Origin of the sequence: Acinetobacter sp. USHLN143, assembly GCF_037145695.1 — a bacterium.
GTDB lineage: Bacteria > Pseudomonadota > Gammaproteobacteria > Pseudomonadales > Moraxellaceae > Acinetobacter > Acinetobacter fasciculus.
Window position 1 is genome coordinate 177,282 of record NZ_JBBCWZ010000001.1, and the last position, 19,118, is coordinate 196,399.

Here is a 19,118-nt window from a genome sequence, read left to right on the forward strand (position 1 = left end):
ACAAGTGAAGCTTTAAGCTTTAAGCCATTTCTCGACTTTAGCCGGATCTTCCACTTTCAATTCCACTTCGGTCAGTTCAGAACCCGCGGCTTGAACGTCGAAGGTCATCATTTCATCACGACGGAATGCATGTACCGTAAAAATACCTTGCTGTTTTGCATAGCTTTCAATGAGTTTGGTCGTTGCTTTTAAGCCATCAATTGCAATAATGACATCATTGGCAGAAAGGCCAGCGAGCACAGCGGCACTATCACGACGCGCAGATTGAACCAGCACACCTTCCGGCTTATCTGCCAGCTTTAGACCGAATGGCAAAGACTTGTCATTTTTCAGGCTATAACCCATACCAAACTCAGGGAAGAGCTGATCAAGCGGCAATTCATCTGTGGTATTGATCAAGTGATTAATCTGTTCTGACCAATCATCACCAGTCAGCTCTTTGCATAATTCAAAGATTGTCCGTTCATGTACCTGAACACCCTTCTGAGCGTTTTCATACAAACGACGCATCAGGGCATCCAGACTTGAACCACGTAAACGCAGACCTAAGTCTAGGCACAATGCAACTAAACAACCTTTGTTGTAATAGCTGGTACCCGCATTATTCGAGTTTTCATCCTGACGATAGAATTTCACCCAGGCATCAAAACTGGATTCAGACACTGACTGAATCGCACGCCCTGGATTTTGTAAATAACGGTCAATCTGTGCTTTTAACAAAGCAATATACGATTCCTGATTAATCACGCCACTGCGCAGCAAAATCAAATCATCGTAATAAGAGGTAAAACCTTCAAAGATCCATAACAGAGAGGTATAGCCTTCTCTGTTTAAATCATAGTTAACAAAGTTTTCAGGGCGAATGAATTTCACCAACCAGGAATGGAAATATTCATGGCTACATAAGCCGAGGAAACGCTGATAATCTTTCGACGGTTCTTCAGGTTCATTGGCTTTCGGCAAGTCATCACGCGGTGAAATCAGGCTGGTAGAATTTGGATGCTCCAAACCGCCATAGCTATTGCCGGTTGCCATGGTCATAAAGGTATAGTCTGTAAACGGCGCTGAACCAAACATTGAAATTTCTGTGGCACAGATTTTTTCAATGTCCTGCTGCATACGCGCGGCATTCATGGCATGTTTACCTGAGACCACAAATTCATGTGGAATGCCATTTGCTTCAAAACTGAAACGGGTTTGTTCTGCCAGCTCAAATGGTGCGTCAATCAATTCGGCATAGTTTTTGGCTTTGAGCGTGAAACGGCCTTTGACCAGACTTTTGGCTTGCATACCGGTTGCCAGCTGAAAATGCTTTAATTCATCTGGCAGGAAAATTTCCAGTTCAATTTCTTTATTTTCCTGACCTTCTAGCCCTAAACATGCACAAGCCGGGTTCACGTAGAGACGATTTTGATCCACATATGCACCACGAACGGACAGATCATAGGCATAGACATCATATTCCACTGTAATCAGTTCATGATCAGTATTGAATAAACGCCATTTGTTCTTTTCAAATTTCTGGATCTGTAACTGGCGCCCATCTTCATCATAGGCTTTAACTGCTTCAATGTGCTTGGAAAATTCCCGGATCAGATAGCTTCCCGGAATCCAGGTCGGCAATGACAGGACTTGGGTTGGGTCCGCAAGAAAACGAACAGTCACGTGAATAAGATGCTGACGATAATCGTCAAATTCAATTTGATAATGCAACATAATGAACGATATAAAATTAAAATAAATGAGATATAGCTTAGCTTAGCATTTTTTAAGCCAGTATGGTTTAGCTGTCTTATTTGTCTACATTTACGACTAGCTATCTGTATAAAAAAGGCATAGCATGCGTGAAAATTAAATCGTTCAACACCCAGCGGGTTATCAAGGAACACCATTGAAATACATCATCTCACTGATTGCGGTATTCAGTTTATTTATTTCTGCATTTTCACATGCTGCCCTACTCAATATTGTGCCTGAAAGCGTTGAAGCTGAAGCCTGGACCATTCTGGATTCACAGTCTGGTCAAGTCATTGCAGAGCACAATGCCGACGTTCAGCGTGCTCCGGCTTCGCTGACCAAAATGATGGTGGCTTATATTGCCTTAAAGGAAATTGAGGCCGGAAAATTAAATAAAAATGAAGTGTTAACCGCGACCTCTGTGGTTAAAACCGTGATGTGGGATGAGTCACAGATGTACCTGAAAGAAGGTGATCTGATTTCAGTCGATCAGCTTCTGGCGGGCTTAATTATCATGTCTGCCAATGATGCCGCGGTGACGCTGGCTGAGAAAATTTCGGGTGGTATTCCGCAGTTTGTTGAACGTATGAATCAGGAAGCCAAAGCACTGGGCATGCAACATACCAATTTCCAGAATCCGGCCGGTATTACCATGCCTGAGCATTATTCGACTGCCGCCGATTTAGCCAGACTGTCTATGGCGGTGGTGAATGAAACTCCGGATTATCTGTATTATTCCAAGCAGCCAAGCTTTACCTACAATCAGCATTTTCATCGTGCGACCAACCGTGTGCTTCAGGTCGATCCTACAGTAGATGGTTTAAAAACCGGTTTTACCCGTGCAGCGGGCTATAATCTGGCGCTGACAGCCAATCGCGTCACCGCAGATTTTGAAATGCCAAATCGCCGTCTGATTGTGGTGGTGCTGGGTACTAAAAGTGCAGCAAAACGCGCTGAAGTATCACATAAGCTGATGAATCTGGCTTATACCTATACCCGCAATGAAGTGGCGATCAAAGATCAACAGCTACTGGCTGAATTGCCTGTGATTAAATCCACTTTAAAAATGTTTAAGGTGCAAACCAAGCAACCGCAGATCATTACCACTTCTTTATATGATCAGGGCTACAGCATTGACCTGAACCAGTTTGATCAAACCCAACAGCGTGTCATGCTGAATACAGGTGATGGCGTTTTAAAAAGTATCGAGCCATTACAGGAAACTCAGACTCATATCAATGTTGAAGTGAAAGCATCTGAACTCATTGCACCTTTGGCGACCATGATGCCTTTGGCGACCATTCAGGTTTATCAGAATAATCAGTTGATTCGCACCATTCAAATTGAAGATCATGTCGAAATTGAAGAAGCCAATCTGTTTCAGAAGTTCTTTAGCTGGCTACAAGGCTTATTCGGTTTATTTTCAGACAATACACCAAGCGTAAAGCTTTATCCTTTAGATAGATAATAGCGCTACATCTCAAGTCACTTTTCTTTAAGCTAGAAGATCTCCTCTCTGATCTTCTAGCAGATTCCCTTTATCAATCTCGCTCTCCCCTTGCTTCCTCAAAGCAGCGATACTTACCTGCTCTCACAGAATTGCTACGTTTTGTAATTTGTATAACAATTTTAATCAAGACGCGTTTTAGTGCATGCCATAGTATATTTTCTCTCTATTTCTCTTATTTTTATTAAAAAAATAAACAGGTTAATCATATATGACAGCACATAAAATCGTGATTGTGGGTGGTGGTGCCGGTGGTCTGGAACTGGCGACTCAGCTGGGTGAGAGCTTGGGTAAAAGCGGTAAAGCCCAGATTATTCTGGTCGATCAAAAACTGACACACATTTGGAAACCGCTGCTGCATGAAGTTGCCGCAGGCACCTTAAATCCACATGAAGAAGAAACTAATTATTTTGCCCATTCAGCCGCACATCATTATGAATTTGTCTTGGGGACATTTACCGGTCTGGATCGTGAAGCGAAACAGATTGTGGTAGAAACAGAATATTTCTCCAAAAAAGCCCAAGCCAAGAAGAACCAGCGCATCGACTATGACACCCTGGTACTGGCCTTGGGTTCTACCTCGAATGACTTTAATACCGAAGGCGTCAAACAGTTCTGTCATTTTCTCGACAGCCGTCCACAAGCTGATATCTTTCAGCAGGATCTGTTGCATCTCTACTTGAATGCTCAACATGAAGCTTCGAGCCGTGAACTGAATATCGCGATTATTGGCGCCGGTGCAACCGGAGTAGAACTGGCAGCTGAACTGGTGGAAGCCAAACACAATTTCTTTAAATATGGCTTAAACAAGGTCGACCCAAATAAAGTCAAAATTACCCTGATTGAAGCGGCGGATCGTATTCTGACTGCACTCTCGCCGAAAGTCGCCGAACATACCATGCAACAGCTGGAAAAATTTGGCATTGAGGTTTTGACCAGTCACCGCGTGGCCAAGATTGATGAAGACAAGATTTATTTTGCAGATGGCTCAAGTCTGGATGCCGAGATTAAAGTCTGGGCTGCAGGCATCAAAGCACCTGAAGTCTTGGCACAACTGCAAGATATGGAAAAAGACAATATTCACCGGTTGAAAGTCTACTCCACCCTGCAAACCAAATCTGATCCAGACATTTTTGCTTTTGGTGACTGTGCACACTGCCAGCCTGCTGCAGATGAACCAGTCTTGGGTCCACGTGCACAAGTGGCTAGCCAACAGGCCAATTTTCTGGCGAATGCCTTGAAAGCGCGTGTCAATGAAGAAAACTATTTACCGATGTTTAAATTTTCTGACAAAGGTTCACTGATTTCCTTAAGCCAGAATAAAGCCGTCGGCGAGTTGCTCGGTCAGGTGAATGTTCAAGGCTTTGTTGCCAAGTCAATGTACGTTTCTTTATACCGAATTCATCAGGCGACCATTCATGGTTATGCGCATGCCGGCATTCTGACTGCAAAAGATTTTGTTACACGAAAAATTTCTCCAAAGCTGAAATTGCATTGAAATTCCAGAATTTGGCCCAATCAATGAAAAAATCGTCAACAAAATTGTCAAATTGCGTTTTTTTGCTAATTTTAGTCTACAAAAATGCAATTTCACTTTATGATGTACCCTTAAAAAATTGAATGGATCAATTAACATGACTGCTATTGCAAATAACCTCGTGGTTTCTTTCCACTACACATTGACTAACGCAGAGGGTGAAACTCTCGACCAATCTCAAGGTGAACCACTTGCCTATTTGCACGGTGCAGGTAACATCATCCCAGGTTTAGAAAATGCGTTAGAAGGCAAAACTGTAGGTGAAAAATTCACTGTAAACGTTCCTGCTGCTGAAGGTTATGGCGAATACAACCCTGACCTAGTTCAAGAAGTTCCTGCGCAAATGTTCCAAGGCGTAGACAACATTCAGGCAGGCATGCAGTTCCAAGCTCAAACTGATGACGGCGTGCAAATCGTAACTGTTAAAGCAGTTGAAGGCGACAATGTTGTTGTTGATGCTAACTTCCCACTTGCTGGTCAAGACCTGACTTTCGAAGTTGAAATCGTATCTGTTCGTGAAGCTTCTCAAGAAGAATTAGATCACGGTCACGTACACGGTGTAGGCGGTCACCAACACTAAGATCTTATGATCTTGAGTGAAAAAAGGCAAAGTCTGACTTTGCCTTTTTTATTGCCTGAAAATAGCCCGTAGAATATTAATCACCCAATTAGCTATAAAAAAAAGCAGAGCCATTGCCCTGCCTTTCCAATCCGATCAAGATCTCCTTTTACAGGATGATTAGTGGATTATTTGTTTTGGTTATAAATCTGCATGGCTGCTGGCAACTGTTGACGCATTTGTCCAATACGCTGGCTATTCGATGGATGCGTAGACAGGAAGGTTGCACCACTGCTGCCACCGAGTTTGTTCATTTTTTCCCACAGGGTAATGGCTGCATTCGGGTTATAACCTGCGCGCGCCATCAGCATTAAACCACCTTGGTCAGCACGGCTTTCCAGATTACGCGAGTATGGCAAGCCAATTCCGATCTGACTACCCAATTGTGCGGCTGCAGCACCACCTTGACCCACACCTGCTGCATTCAAGCCGATACCCAAGGCCAGATCAGTCAGGGCCTGAGCACCGATTTTCTGCTTAGAATGCTCTTCTAAAGCATGCACCATTTCATGACCCATAATCGCTGCAATTTCAGCATCGGTCAGATTCAGTTTATTCACGATACCCGTATAGAATACAACCTTACCACCTGGCACAACAAAGGCGTTAACCTGGTCAGATTTGAGCACAGCCAATTGCCACTGGAATGCCGTACCGGTTTGATTCATCTGGTTAGCAACCGGTTTCAAACGGTTAAATACATTATTAATCCGTTTATAGGTCGCTGAACTGGTATCCAGTTGACCTTTGTTCTTCGCATCATTGACCATGGCATTATAGCTTTGGCTCGCAGATGCATTTAAGGTCGCAGTATCTGCCCCTGCCATATCGGCAATGGTGGTACAACCTGATAATGTGACGACTGTAGCAGCAGCCATACTCAATAAAAGTTTATTCTTCATTATAATTTACTCCACCTTGGCTCAAGGGCAATTTACATTGTAAAAATTATAAGTGAAAGCGCGTAGCAGCTAAACGCTTAATTCATTCATCTTCTTATAAATTATGTAATTTTTAAGCCAAATACTGTATCGCCAACCAATAAATCAGACAAATAATATTGAGGCCCAAGTAAACCTGACTGAGTGGTTTGATTTTCTGTTCAAGCATTTCGTCTTTACGTTTGAAATATAAAAAAGCATTTTGCAATAAAATAATAGGCACTAATATACATGCAATAATGACACTCAGACCAATCAGCACCGCATAAATCACTTCGGAGTTTTGGGTTTGCGCACGAATAATCATCATGGCCATTGTTGGCGCCCCGCCCATCGCGAATAACAATGAATAAAACATGGTCGCCGATATATTTTTTTGCATCCTGCTGCTCATTTTTCTTTCTTTATATAACACTATGTTAAAGCACATCACGTGGTATTACCGATGCAACTTTAGTCTTGAAATACCTGCATAAATTTAACATATAAAAAAACCCATCCGGAGATGGGTTTTTATCATTCAAGCTTTAGTCAAATGAAGATTAAGCATCAAACGGGTGGCGAAGAACAATGGTTTCTTCACGGTCTGGACCCGTTGAAATGATGTCGATAGGACATTCAATCAACTGCTCAAGACGTTTTACATAGTTCAATGCAGCTTCTGGCAACTGATCCAGTGATTTCGCACCGAAAGTTGACTCAGACCAGCCTGGCATAGTTTCGTAAATCGGTTTTAAAGTTTCGAATGCAAGCGCATCAGAAGAACCGACACAACCAGAATCTGCAGCTTCATAACCCACACAGATTTTCACTTCTTCCAAACCGTCAAGAACGTCAAGTTTAGTCAAGCAAATACCAGAAAGTGAGTTTACGTCAACTGAACGGCGTAGAATTTCAGCATCGAACCAGCCACAACGACGTTGACGGCCAGTAGACGCACCAAATTCATTACCAATCGTACCGAGGTGTTTACCAATCGCATCACCCGTGTCATTTGCAGCGTCATAGACCAACTCGGTTGGGAATGGACCTGCACCTACACGCGTTGTGTATGCTTTAGTAATACCCAGTACATAGTCAAGATGCAAAGGACCCAGACCTGAACCAGAGCTTACGCCACCAGCAGTTGTATTCGAAGAAGTTACATACGGATATGTACCATGGTCAACGTCAAGAAGTGAACCTTGCGCGCCTTCGAACATGATGTTGTCACCGTTTTTACGGTAGTTATGCAATTCAGTAGTTACGTCCACAACCAGTGGCGCAACAACTTTACGCCATTCGTCGCAAAGTGCCAGCACGTCTTCCAGTTTAACTGCTTCAACACCGTAGTATTCAGTCAGCTGGAAGTTATGGTAGTCCAGAAGTTCAGTTAACTGAGCAGTAAGATGTTCACCACCACGTACCAGGTCAGCAACACGTACTGCACGACGCGCTACTTTGTCTTCGTATGCAGGACCGATACCACGACCTGTCGTACCAATCTTCGCATTACCACGTTTTTTCTCACGCGCCTGGTCAAGTGCGATGTGGTTCGGAAGAATCAATGGACAGTTTGGAGAAATGCGTAAACGTTCTTTAACAGGAACGCCTTCTTTTTCAAGAATGTCCATCTCTTTGATGAGCGCTTCAGGAGAAAGAACAACACCGTTACCAATTAAGCACAATACGTTTTCACGTAAAATACCTGATGGAATGAGGTGTAAGACAGTTTTCTTACCACCAACCACAAGAGTGTGACCTGCGTTATGTCCGCCTTGATAACGAACTACCGCTGCCGCTTGATCTGTGAGCAGGTCGACGATTTTACCTTTACCTTCGTCGCCCCATTGGGTACCAAGTACCACAACATTCTTGCCCATAATAGCCTCATTACATCATGCTGTTAAAGTTGAAAGCCCCGCTCAGCGACATGAACACTGAGCCAAGCAGTTAAATCGTTTTGACTGTCCACTCACCATTCGCATTCACCAGCTGGTGCGTCGCATATGGAATCGAGTTTAAATCATCATTACCCAGTAACTGAATTACACTTAAGCCTTGTGCACGAATATTCTGAATTGCATTCAGAAGTTCTGCATCAGTGCCTTTAGGTGCAACCACGACCTGTACCGCATCAAACTGGCCTGCGCTTAAAGCATATAAGTCACAAGAGAAACCGGTTGCCGGACGCGCACGGCCAAAATGTTCACCAATGCCATCATAACGGCCACCTTGTGCCAGTGCAGCTGCACGGTTCGGTGCATAGACTGCATACATCAAGCCAGTATGATAATGGTATGAACGTAATTCAACCACATCAATACCAATACTCAAGTTTGGCCAACGGGTTTGAACTTCGTCTTTGGTGGTTTGCAAGACATTAAAAGCCTGCGTAAATGTTGGATTTGCCAACACTTCAGCACTTAAATGCGCTTGTAATGCATCCAGGTCGCTGGCATAGCGTCCAAGTGCATAGAAATCCTGACCAAATTTCAGGTCTGCCGTGAATTCTTCTAATTCTGGCAAAGCCTTACGCTGGTATAAATCAGATAATTGCTGTTCAGCGACTTTGTTTAAGCCGGCTTGAGCCACCAGACTGCGGAATAAACCGACATGACCTAAGTCCAGATGAATACCATCTGCCAGACCTGTTTCCTGAATCAGACTGATCATCAAGTCGACCATTTCTACATCGGCATCGATGCTGTCTGAACCAAATAGCTCCGCACCTAACTGTAGTGGCGCACGCGAAGTGTTAAAACCGCGAGGCTTAGTATGCAGAACGGTTCCTGCATAACAGTAACGTGCAACACCTTCCACTGGATGTACATGCGCATCAATACGAGCCACTTGTGGTGTCATATCGGCACGCACACCAAGCAAACGACCAGAAAGCTGATCGATTACCTTAAAAGTGGCTAAGTCTAAATCTTGATTCGATTCTGAGAGAGAAGATAGAGATTCGATGTATTCAATGAATGGCGTGTACACCAGCTGATAACCTCGAGATGCAAGGAAATCCAGTGATTTACGGCGCAGACTTTCAATAACTTGCGCTTGTTCTGGTAATACATCAGCTACACCATCAGGTAATAACCATGTCTCTGAAATGGGCATGTTGTAAACCTAAATTCTTGTCAGCGCGGAACGAATCCGCATAAAAAAATCGGGAGCACACCCGATTTCTCCTAGTCTAGCACGATAGTTTTGGCTGTGCATCGCAAATTTTATAATTTTCGCTACCTGATGAAATCAACAACAATAGTGTCAACTATCAGCGTTTTAATGCACATTCAAAACAAATAGCATGAAAAAATCCGGTATTAAACCAAAGGCAATGCAGTCGTGCTTTTAACCGTTTGCAATGGAATTTCAGTTTTTACGCTTTGAATGCAGGGAATTTGGGTTAAATGATGAATCTGAAATTTACGATAGGCATCCAGATCAGCCACCACAATTCTTAAAAAGAAATCACAATCGCCCGCCATTAGCTGGCATTCAACCACTTCTGGCATTTCCTTGATCGCTTCGACAAATTGGTCGACCACGGCAGCTTCTTGAGACTTGAGCCAGACACGTGCAAACACACTCATCGCCAAATTGACCTTTTGCGGATTCAGCAGCGCGACATATTGCTCAATCACACCATCATCTTCCAGCTGTTTCACCCGTCTTAAACAGGGTGACGGTGACAAGCCAATTAATTGAGCCAGTTCATTATTTTGTAGTTTTCCATTCTTTTGCAGCTCATGCAAAATGCGTTTATCTATTTGATCCATATTTATACTTTGGCATTTAAAACCCTTTAAATTTAATTTAGCGCAATTTAATTTCAAATAAAACTCAAATATCTTTCATTACAATAGCAAATAGCCTGAATATCGCCATAAAATATGGTTTAGTTTTGCAGTACCCAGGTCATTTCCATGCTTTTGTTTAGACAAAGCACCGCAGCGGTGGTTGTTCCTACCGATTTCAGCGAATTTCAACGTGGCATGAAAGATTCTATCCCCATGCTTTTAGGGATTATTCCCTTTGCGCTGGTGTTGGGTGCGACGGCGGTACAGAAGAATTTCAGCTTGCTCGAAGTGCCGTTACTGACAGGTCTGAACTTTGCCGGTGGTTCTGAGTTTGCCATTTTGGAAGTCTGGAGCAGTCCGCCAAATTTACTCATGCTGATGTTCATTACCTTTCTGGTAAATAGCCGGCATCTGTTGATGGGTGCCAGTTTGGTGCCGTATTTAAAGCATCTCCCGAATCGTAAAGTTTTTCCGGCGCTATTTTTTATGGTCGATGAAAGCTGGGCGCTCGGTCTAGCTGATGCACAAAGGAAACAGGCGCACTTGGGTTATCGTGCTGCGTTTAGCATGCCTTATTATGCTGGCCTGTGTTTTTGCCTGTACTTGATGTGGGTCGGATTTACCACACTCGGCGCCATGCTTGGACCTGTATTAGGTGACATCAACCGTTTTGGTTTCGATATGGCCTTTCCTGCTGTATTTCTGGTGTTACTGAGAAGTATGTGGAAAGGTTTTGAGGCTGCCCGGCCATGGCTGGTCAGTTTAGTCTGTGCGGCTTTGGCTTATTTATATTTACCTGCGGGCTGGTATGTACCGATTGGCGCCTTGTCTGGAATCGCTTCGGCATTTTTCCTGATTCAAGAGGATCAAACATGATCCAGATGAGCACCTTGGTGGCCATTATTCTGATTGCTGCGACCACTTATTTAACCCGGATCTTGGGCTATGTCTTGTTAAAAAATAAAACACTAACACAGCGCCAGCGAAAAATTCTGGAAGTAGTCCCCGGCTGCGTGCTGATTTCAGTGATTGCACCCTATTTTGTACGCGACCATCCTGCAGACCTGATCGCCTTGGCTTTAACGCTATTTGCCGCTACACGTTTTGGATTATTACCGACCGTCGCCATCAGTATGGTTTCTGCTGCAATTTTAAGAATTTTAATAATCTAACGCTAGAAAAACCCCTTTAAATGATCTCTAAAGGGGTTTTGTTTATTTCTGTGGATCAACCACTTTGGTCAGCAAACTGACCAGTTCGGCATTTTGCAATTCAACCTGCTGAAGTTTGGCTGTGGTCTGATCCAGCACTTCCTGCTGCACATGCATTTTTTTGGCTAGATCCTGCATGATTTCCAGGGTCTTTTTTAAATTTTCTTCCAGATGCACGATTTTTTCTTCGACTGGCACGCCTTCCACGCTACGTGGCTCATCACTCTGATTAAACTGCAGCCAGATCAGAAAAATTACCGCCAAAGTCAGCAGTATAATAAATCCCCAAACCACCATCATGTGCTTGCTCTTATTTCATTTTATTGTCTTTATCTTAACGAAAAATGCTGCAGATAACGTAAATAATTCAGCCTCAATTCCTGATTTTCGATCAATTACCGGCAAATTCTCTTAAAACATGGCTTGCAGAATATTTACAGGCAAGAAAAAAGCACCGTATCTCGGTGCTTTTGAGGTTTAGATAACCCGAACTTAATGAAATGATTCACATAAATCCAGCAGACGGTTGGCATAGCCCCACTCGTTATCGTACCAGGCAAAGACTTTGGCTTGATGCCCAACGACTAGAGTCTGGGTCAAATCCACAATCAATGAATATGGGGAATGATTAAAATCACTCGATACCAATGGCTCATCTGTCACGGCCATAATTTCCGCAAAATCCTGCTGGGCAGCCTTGATCAGCACTTCATTCAGCTTGTGATCGGTAATCGGCGACTGGGAGACAAACGTTAAATCAATCGCGGCCACATTAATGGTCGGCACCCGAATTGAATAACCATCAATACGATCTTCCATTTTTGGCATGACACGCTTTAAGGCACCGAGTGCGCTCGAAGTCGTAGGAATGATGTTATGGCCTGAAGCACGTGCACGACGCAAATCACGATGCGCATGATCCAGTACCGACTGATCCGCCGTTACAGCATGGATTTCAGTCATCAGGGCGCTAGTGATGCCAAAAGCATCATCGACAATTTTGACCAGTGGCACCAAAGCCTGTGTAGTACAAGAAACACTGGAAATGATCTGGTCCGATGCTTTGACTTCATGATGATTGACACCATAGACAATCGCGGCATCGACCGTATCAAAAGGTGCTGCGCCGATAATCACACGTTTCGCCCCTGCTCCAATATGCTGGGTCGCGGCTTCACGAGAACGGAACAGTCCAGTACATTCAAGCACTACATCTACCGCCAAGTTTTGCCAAGGCAACTTAGCCGGCTGCGACTCACACAAAACCTGTACTTTTAATGCAGCATCTTGATAGCTGATATGCATATAGATATGTTCAGTATCATAGCTGAGATCCACCTGCCCCGGAAAACGGCCATGGGTCGAGTCATATTTAAACAGGTGAATCAGGGTTTCAACATCGGCAATATCGTTAATGGCAACGATTTCAAAATTAAAATCTTTCGGGTTTTCAAACCATGCACGCAGTACATTCCGTCCAATACGCCCAAATCCATTGATTGCCACTCGTTGCATGACTCGACCTTTTATATGCCTATTTTAAAACTCTTCTATGTTAAAGGATTTCTGGCGCCGTACATTAAAAAACTTCAGTGAAAATACTGATTTTCGATTATTTTATTTCTGATCCATCCGTCTGTATCTGGGTCATTTAAAATTCCAGTTATTTTTAATGTGATGGATATCCACGAATTCTACTGTGGGAAAATTCAATTTAATTATTCAGCGAAAAACCTGAGTAAATAAATCCTTCGCAATTGGTTTTAAAATGATTGGTGCATACTGCTTTTTCCGTTATAATTTGGCGTTTTAAATTTTTAAGCCCCGCATTGCAGCAGAGCTCTTGTATGCTTGTCAGACTGTGGTGTTTTAGCCAAATCGGAAATTATGGAGTGACTTGGTTGTGAGTACTCGTTTTATGACATCAGCTGAAATTCGTGAAGCATTTTTGCGTTACTTTGAATCGCAAGGGCATACACGTGTCGCGTCGAGTTCTCTAGTACCTGCCAATGACCCAACTTTGCTGTTCACCAATGCTGGTATGAACCAGTTTAAAGATTGCTTCTTAGGTCTAGAAAAACGCGATTATGTACGTGCAGTGTCATCACAAAAATGCGTACGCGCAGGTGGTAAGCACAATGACTTAGACAATGTGGGTTATACAGCACGTCACCACACTTTCTTTGAAATGTTGGGTAACTTCTCATTTGGTGATTACTTCAAACGTGATGCGATCAAATTTGCCTGGGACTTTTTGACTAACGAAGAATGGCTTGGTCTTCCTAAAGATAAACTCTATGCAACCGTTTACCACACCGATGATGAAGCCTTTGACATCTGGAACAAAGAAATCGGTCTAGACGCTTCTCGCATTATCCGCATTGGCGATAACAAAGGCGGTCAATACGCATCAGATAACTTCTGGGCAATGGGCGATACCGGTCCATGTGGTCCATGTTCTGAAATCTTCTTTGACCACGGTGAGCATATCTGGGGTGGCCTGCCAGGCACGCCTGAAGAAGATGGTGACCGCTTCATTGAAATCTGGAACAACGTTTTCATGCAGTTCAACCGTACTGCGGATGGTGTATTACACCCTCTTCCAGCGCCTTCTGTGGATACAGGTATGGGCTTGGAGCGTATTTCTGCCGTTTTACAGCACGTCAACTCAAACTACGAAATCGACCTGTTCCAGCATTTACTTAAAGCTGCGGCTGAAATCATTGGTTTGAACACTACAGCACTTGAAGCTGAAGCTGCTGAGAAAGGGACACCAGTTCAGTATCCTGCTTCATTGAAAGTCGTTGCGGACCATGCACGTTCATGTTCATTCTTGATCGCTGATGGCGTAAATCCATCGAATGAAGGCCGTGGTTATGTACTACGTCGTATTATCCGTCGTGCAGTACGTCATGGTAACAAATTAGGCGCAACAGGTTCGTTCTTCCACAAAATGTTGAAGCCACTGATCGAAGTGATGGGCGATGCATACCCTGAACTTGCTGCTCAACAAGCACGTATCGAAGCACAACTTCTTAAAGAAGAAGAACAATTTGCCAAAACACTTGAGCAAGGTTTGAAATTGCTTGAAGGTGAATTGGCACAGTTAAAAGGTTCTGTGATTCCGGGTGAAGTAGTATTTAAACTTTACGACACTTACGGCTTCCCGACAGACTTGACTGCAGATATCGCACGTGAACGTGACTTAACTATTGATGAAGCTGGTTTCGAAACTGAAATGGCTGCACAGCGTCAACGCGCACGTGATGCAGGTAAATTCGCGATCGACTACAACAGCGTAGTTAAAGTTGAAGGCGAAACTCAGTTTGATGGTTATGACGCAACTGCAGGTGAAGGTCAAATCATCGCAATCTACAAAGATGGCGAGCAAGTTGATGAAGTGTTTGAAGGCGATGAAGCACTGATCGTACTCAACCAAACACCTTTCTACGCAGAAAGCGGCGGTCAAATCGGTGATACAGGTATCTTTAAAAACGATACTGGTATTTTCGAAGTTCAAGATACCAAAAAATCTGGTGGCGCATTTGTACACCAAGGTATCGTGACGATGGGTAACTTGAAAGTTACTCAAAATGTAGAAGCAACAGTAAAAGCAGATATTCGTGCAGCAACTGCGCGCAACCACTCTGCGACTCACCTGCTACATGCTGCGTTACGTCAAATTTTAGGTTCACATGTACAGCAAAAAGGTTCATTGGTTGCATCTGATGTGTTACGTTTTGACTTTGCCAATGACCAACCTGTAAGCTTTGAACAGCTGCAAGAAATTGAACGTTTGGTCAATGCTGAAGTGATTGCCAATACTGCGGTGTCTACTGAACTTCTGGATATCGAGTCTGCGAAAGCTAAAGGCGCGATGATGCTGTTTGGCGAGAAATACGGTGACGAAGTACGTGTACTGTCTATGGGTTCAGTGATTGAAGAGAAAAACTTCTCAATCGAACTTTGCGGTGGTATTCACGTAAAACGTACCGGTGATATCGGTCTGTTCAAAATCACCTCTGAAGGTGGTGTGGCAGCCGGTGTACGTCGTATTGAAGCAGTAACAGGCACTAAAGCAGTTGAAGTTGCGCAAAAAGCCGATCGCGATATCAATATGATTAACGGTTTGCTCAAAGCACAAAAAGACCAGACTTTAGAAAAAGTTGAAGCGTTGGTTGATACTGCATCGAGCTTGCAGAAACAGATCGAACAACTCAATCAAAAACTTGCTAGCCTGCAAGCCGGTGAACTTCTAAGCCAAGTTCAAAGCATTGCAGGTCGTGCAACCTTGATTACAACTGTTGAAAACATGGATGCGAAAGCACTTCGCAACCTGCACGACGGTGTGAAATCAAAATTAGAAAATGCAGTGATTGTTCTTGCAGGTGTAGAGGGTGACAAGGTGAGCTTGATCGCATCTGTGGCAAAAGACTTTACTGCTTCTATTAAAGCAGGTGACATCATCAAACATTTAGCGAATGAGCTAGGTGGTAAAGGTGGTGGTAAACCTGACTTGGCACAAGGTGGCGCGCCACTTAACGAGAAGTTTGCTCCAGTGATGGCAGATTTAACTGCCTGGCTTGCAGCAAAATAAAACTTCAATTTTGTGTAACTGACCCTGATGGGTACATCAGGGTCATGGCTTATATGGAACAACTATGGCATTAATCGTTCAAAAATATGGCGGTACCTCTATGGGTACTCCCGAGCGCATTTTAAATGTTGCTCGTCGTGTAAAGCGCTGGCATGACCACGGCCACAAGGTAGTGGTAGTGGTATCAGCAATGAGTGGCGAAACCAATCGTCTGCTTGCTTTAGCGAAGGCCATTACCGAAACCCCTGACCCACGTGAACTAGACCAAATGGTATCTACGGGTGAACAGGTTACGATTTCTATGTTAGCAATGGCGCTGAACTCAATTGGAGTTGAAGCAAAATCACTAACAGGTCGCCAGGTTGGCATGAAAACCGACAGCTCATTCAATAAGGCACGTATCGAATCCATTGATACTGAAGTCCTAAACTCAAATCTGGATGCAGGCCGCGTACTTGTCGTTGCCGGTTTCCAGGGTTTTGATGAACATGGCAATACCACCACTTTAGGGCGTGGCGGTTCTGATACTTCAGGTGTTGCAATTGCTGCCGCCCTCAAAGCAGATGAATGCCAGATTTATACCGACGTTGACGGTGTATATACCACCGATCCACGTGTTGCACCAAAAGCAAAAAAAGTTGATCGTATTTCATTTGAAGAAATGCTTGAGATGGCGTCACTCGGTTCTAAAGTCCTGCAAATTCGTTCAGTTGAATTTGCTGGTAAATACCAGGTGCCTTTACGCGTATTATCAAGTTTCGACAATGACAACGATGGCGCATTCGACGAAGAGTTTAAGCAAAACGTTGGTACACTTATTACGACTGAATTGGAAGACAATATGGAACAGCCAATTATCTCCGGTATCGCATTTAACCGTGACGAAGCAAAATTAACTATTTTAGGCGTGCCTGACGAACCGGGTATTGCTTCTAAAATTTTGTGCCCGATTGGTGATGCCAATGTTGAAGTGGATATGATTATCCAGAACGTTGAAGAAGATGGTACAACTGATTTCACTTTTACTGTGAACCGTGGCGAATTAAATAAAGCCAAAGCCATTCTTGAAGCAACTGCTCAAGAAATTGGTGCACGTGAAGTTGCGACTCGTTCAGATATCGTAAAAGTATCGATCGTAGGTGTCGGTATGCGTTCACATGCCGGTGTAGCGAGCAAAATGTTTACAGCATTGGCAGATGAAGGTATTAACATCCTGATGATCTCGACGTCTGAAATCAAGATTTCTGTGATCATTGAAGAAAATTATCTTGAACTTGCGGTTCGTTCATTGCATACCGCATTCGGTTTAGACCGTGAACAAGGCGAATCTAGCGCACGTGCTTAAGCGTTAAGACAGAATATTGTCATTGTTTGACAGTATTTTATAAAAGTCTACAAAAATGCAGAGCCACTATAGTTTTTTTTATAGTGGCTCTGTTATATTAAGCCTGAGGATTTTTAACCAGCTGAGATAGATTAAAATCTTTCACCCAGATGACAGAATTTCTATCCAGATCTTATTTTGTAATTTTTGGTTGTGCTTTTTGTTTTACATTCAATAGATTGCAGGTTTTGCATTTTGCAAGGAGAAAAACATGCTGATTCTGACTCGACGCGTCGGGGAAACTTTAATGATTGGTGATCAAGTCAGTGTGACTGTGCTTGGTGTAAAAGGTAACCAGGTTCGTATCGGGGTAAATGCTCCGAAAGAAGTCTCTGTGCACCGTGAAGAGATTTACCAGCGTATCCAGCATGAACGTGCAATGCATGAACATCTTCAACATATCGATCAAGATTACCAACCTTCTTATGAAGACGATAGCCAGACACAAAATAACTTTAACCGTTAATGTTTGTGCGAAGAATAAAGCGGCTTTTGAGCCGCTTTAAATTTGTCTAAATTTTATACAAAAATATTAAATACTTAGATAATTTAAAATAAAACTTAAAGTTCTGCACCCTGCTGTAATGCTGCAATCACCTTTTTTACCGGCCCAAAACTGCGACGATGCTCATCAATCACGCCATGTAAGGCAATCGCTTCAAAATGTGCCTTGGTCGGATAACCCTTGTGCTTGGCAAAGCCAAATTGCGGATGCTTCTGGTCCATCTCGATCATCTGATGATCACGGGTTACTTTCGCCAGAATACTGGCTGCTGAAATTTCAGCATGCAGTGCATCACCACCCACCACGGCATCACAGCTCATAGCAAGGCCCTGTGGAATCTTGTTGCCATCGACCAATACATGCTCAGGCTGAACTGGCAAAGCTTCTACAGCACGGCGCATGGCCAGCAAAGAAGCTTGCAAAATATTATGTTCATCAATCTCTGCCGCAGAAGCCTCAGCAATGGCCCATGCCAGCGCTTTTTCCTGAATCTCGATAAAAAGTTTTTCACGCTTCTTTTCAGTGAGTTTTTTAGAATCATTTAAACCCTCAATCGGGTTGTTCGGATCCAAAATAACTGCCGCAGCGACCACCGAACCCACTAATGGCCCACGCCCTGCTTCATCTACACCAGCAATCTTCATGTCTATTTTTCCATAAAAAATAGGCTGAACCAGTCAGCCTATTTCAATTTAATCTTGGCTTAGTTTACAGCTTCAGCTACACAAGCGTTAATGGTTTTTGCAACCACATTGCCGACAATCGTCGCACGTGCTGCCGGGTCAATCGCTGCAGTCGCCAAATCTACCGCTGTTACGCTTTGGGGTGCTTTTTCGCTGACACAGCCACAAATTTCAGTCTGGATATTCTGCTTTTGGGTCGTAGTCATTAGACGTGTAGCTGTTTGCCATGCTGGAATATTATTCAGCTCAGTCGTACATTTTGCATTGATCGCGATTTTAAGCGCAGCCCCACCCAGCTGTTGAGTCGTGGTTTGCGTTTCAGGGCTGCCTGTTGTTGCACAAGCCGATAAAACCAAAGTAAGCGGAGCAAGTGCAGCCAATAATTTTTTCACAGATCTGTTCCTTGTTTATTCATATAGGACTTACGCACTATTATTTATAGATTCTCTGTGGTAGCAGATGATTTTTATCGAGAATAAAGTCATCAATGAAGTTTTTGATAACTGGTCTAAATAATTTCTTCTGCCAACGATATACATTTTCAAAGATCCGCTCAAACTGGTTCTTTTGTATCTCAACGTAGGCCATCAAGGCTGAAAAAATATGATTCAAAAT

At 43.4% G+C, this 19,118-nt stretch carries 18 protein-coding genes and 1 pseudogene; 8 read left to right on the top strand and 11 right to left on the bottom strand.

The features are described 5' to 3' along the window. Positions 1-12 precede the first annotated feature (12 nt). Entirely contained in the window at positions 13-1,716 is a 1,704-nt protein-coding gene (locus WFH18_RS00865; protein ID WP_005265747.1) for a M61 family metallopeptidase, read from the bottom strand. 175 nt (positions 1,717-1,891) lie between these two features. Between WFH18_RS00865 and WFH18_RS00870 the strand changes: the two genes are divergently transcribed. From WFH18_RS00870 to slyD, 3 genes are all read left to right on the top strand, one after another. Then, positions 1,892-3,205 carry a D-alanyl-D-alanine carboxypeptidase PBP6B gene (locus WFH18_RS00870; RefSeq protein WP_005263415.1) on the top strand — a complete coding sequence of 438 codons (1,314 nt, stop codon included), beginning with the start codon at positions 1,892-1,894 and terminating at the stop codon, positions 3,203-3,205. Positions 3,206-3,455: 250 nt separating this feature from the next. After that, positions 3,456-4,742, top strand: a complete 1,287-nt coding sequence (locus WFH18_RS00875) for an NAD(P)/FAD-dependent oxidoreductase (protein ID WP_336754556.1) — start codon at positions 3,456-3,458, stop codon at positions 4,740-4,742. Positions 4,743-4,878: 136 nt separating this feature from the next. Continuing rightward, positions 4,879-5,361, top strand: coding sequence for a peptidylprolyl isomerase (slyD, locus tag WFH18_RS00880; protein WP_004278960.1), 483 nt, complete (start codon positions 4,879-4,881; stop codon positions 5,359-5,361). Between the two features lie 167 nt (positions 5,362-5,528). Here slyD and WFH18_RS00885 read toward each other — a convergent pair whose 3' ends face one another. The 5 genes from WFH18_RS00885 to WFH18_RS00905 form a co-directional block, all read right to left on the bottom strand. After that, positions 5,529-6,302: a M48 family metallopeptidase gene (locus WFH18_RS00885; protein ID WP_164543058.1), complete on the bottom strand. Its 774-nt coding sequence runs from the start codon at positions 6,300-6,302 to the stop codon at positions 5,529-5,531. A gap of 112 nt (positions 6,303-6,414) precedes the next feature. Then, positions 6,415-6,723, bottom strand: coding sequence for a hypothetical protein (locus WFH18_RS00890; protein WP_005265748.1), 309 nt, complete (start codon positions 6,721-6,723; stop codon positions 6,415-6,417). Positions 6,724-6,883: 160 nt separating this feature from the next. Further along, entirely contained in the window at positions 6,884-8,203 is a 1,320-nt protein-coding gene (locus WFH18_RS00895) for an adenylosuccinate synthase (RefSeq protein WP_004278963.1), read from the bottom strand. A gap of 70 nt (positions 8,204-8,273) precedes the next feature. Beyond that, on the bottom strand, positions 8,274-9,440 hold the full coding sequence (locus WFH18_RS00900; protein WP_164543059.1) for an ATP phosphoribosyltransferase regulatory subunit: 1,167 nt from the start codon (positions 9,438-9,440) through the stop codon (positions 8,274-8,276). Between the two features lie 206 nt (positions 9,441-9,646). Continuing rightward, positions 9,647-10,102 (bottom strand): Lrp/AsnC family transcriptional regulator, encoded by a 456-nt coding sequence (locus tag WFH18_RS00905; protein ID WP_004645552.1) that lies wholly within the window; start codon positions 10,100-10,102, stop codon positions 9,647-9,649. Between the two features lie 147 nt (positions 10,103-10,249). Here WFH18_RS00905 and WFH18_RS00910 point away from each other — a divergent pair, with 147 nt between their 5' ends. Beyond that, positions 10,250-10,999: an AzlC family ABC transporter permease gene (locus WFH18_RS00910; protein WP_005263420.1), complete on the top strand. Its 750-nt coding sequence runs from the start codon at positions 10,250-10,252 to the stop codon at positions 10,997-10,999. Beyond that, on the top strand, positions 10,996-11,295 hold the full coding sequence (locus WFH18_RS00915; RefSeq protein ID WP_005263421.1) for an AzlD family protein: 300 nt from the start codon (positions 10,996-10,998) through the stop codon (positions 11,293-11,295). Before WFH18_RS00910 ends, WFH18_RS00915 begins: the two co-directional genes overlap by 4 nt. A gap of 42 nt (positions 11,296-11,337) precedes the next feature. Here the strand turns inward: WFH18_RS00915 and WFH18_RS00920 are convergent, their stop codons facing one another. Continuing rightward, positions 11,338-11,634 carry a hypothetical protein gene (locus WFH18_RS00920; RefSeq protein WP_004278968.1) on the bottom strand — a complete coding sequence of 99 codons (297 nt, stop codon included), beginning with the start codon at positions 11,632-11,634 and terminating at the stop codon, positions 11,338-11,340. A 192-nt stretch (positions 11,635-11,826) separates the two neighbouring features. Further along, positions 11,827-12,849 (bottom strand): type I glyceraldehyde-3-phosphate dehydrogenase, encoded by a 1,023-nt coding sequence (locus WFH18_RS00925; RefSeq protein ID WP_004278969.1) that lies wholly within the window; start codon positions 12,847-12,849, stop codon positions 11,827-11,829. Positions 12,850-13,237: 388 nt separating this feature from the next. Between WFH18_RS00925 and alaS the strand changes: the two genes are divergently transcribed. The 3 genes from alaS to csrA all read left to right on the top strand — a co-directional run bounded on the left by alaS (position 13,238) and on the right by csrA (position 17,781). Beyond that, a complete protein-coding gene (gene alaS, locus WFH18_RS00930; RefSeq protein WP_171054289.1) occupies positions 13,238-15,931 on the top strand; it encodes an alanine--tRNA ligase in 2,694 nt (897 codons plus the stop codon). 64 nt (positions 15,932-15,995) lie between these two features. Further along, positions 15,996-17,276 (top strand): aspartate kinase, encoded by a 1,281-nt coding sequence (locus WFH18_RS00935; protein ID WP_004278971.1) that lies wholly within the window; start codon positions 15,996-15,998, stop codon positions 17,274-17,276. 250 nt (positions 17,277-17,526) lie between these two features. Continuing rightward, positions 17,527-17,781, top strand: coding sequence for a carbon storage regulator CsrA (gene csrA, locus WFH18_RS00940; protein WP_004278972.1), 255 nt, complete (start codon positions 17,527-17,529; stop codon positions 17,779-17,781). A 95-nt stretch (positions 17,782-17,876) separates the two neighbouring features. Here the strand turns inward: csrA and rnhB are convergent, their stop codons facing one another. The 3 genes and pseudogenes from rnhB to WFH18_RS00955 form a co-directional block, all read right to left on the bottom strand. Further along, positions 17,877-18,464: a ribonuclease HII gene (gene rnhB / locus WFH18_RS00945; protein ID WP_004278973.1), complete on the bottom strand. Its 588-nt coding sequence runs from the start codon at positions 18,462-18,464 to the stop codon at positions 17,877-17,879. Positions 18,465-18,523: 59 nt separating this feature from the next. After that, a complete protein-coding gene (locus tag WFH18_RS00950) occupies positions 18,524-18,895 on the bottom strand; it encodes a hypothetical protein (protein ID WP_004278974.1) in 372 nt (123 codons plus the stop codon). Positions 18,896-18,935: 40 nt separating this feature from the next. After that, positions 18,936-19,118, bottom strand: a pseudogene (locus WFH18_RS00955) (IS701 family transposase); the annotation flags it as partial.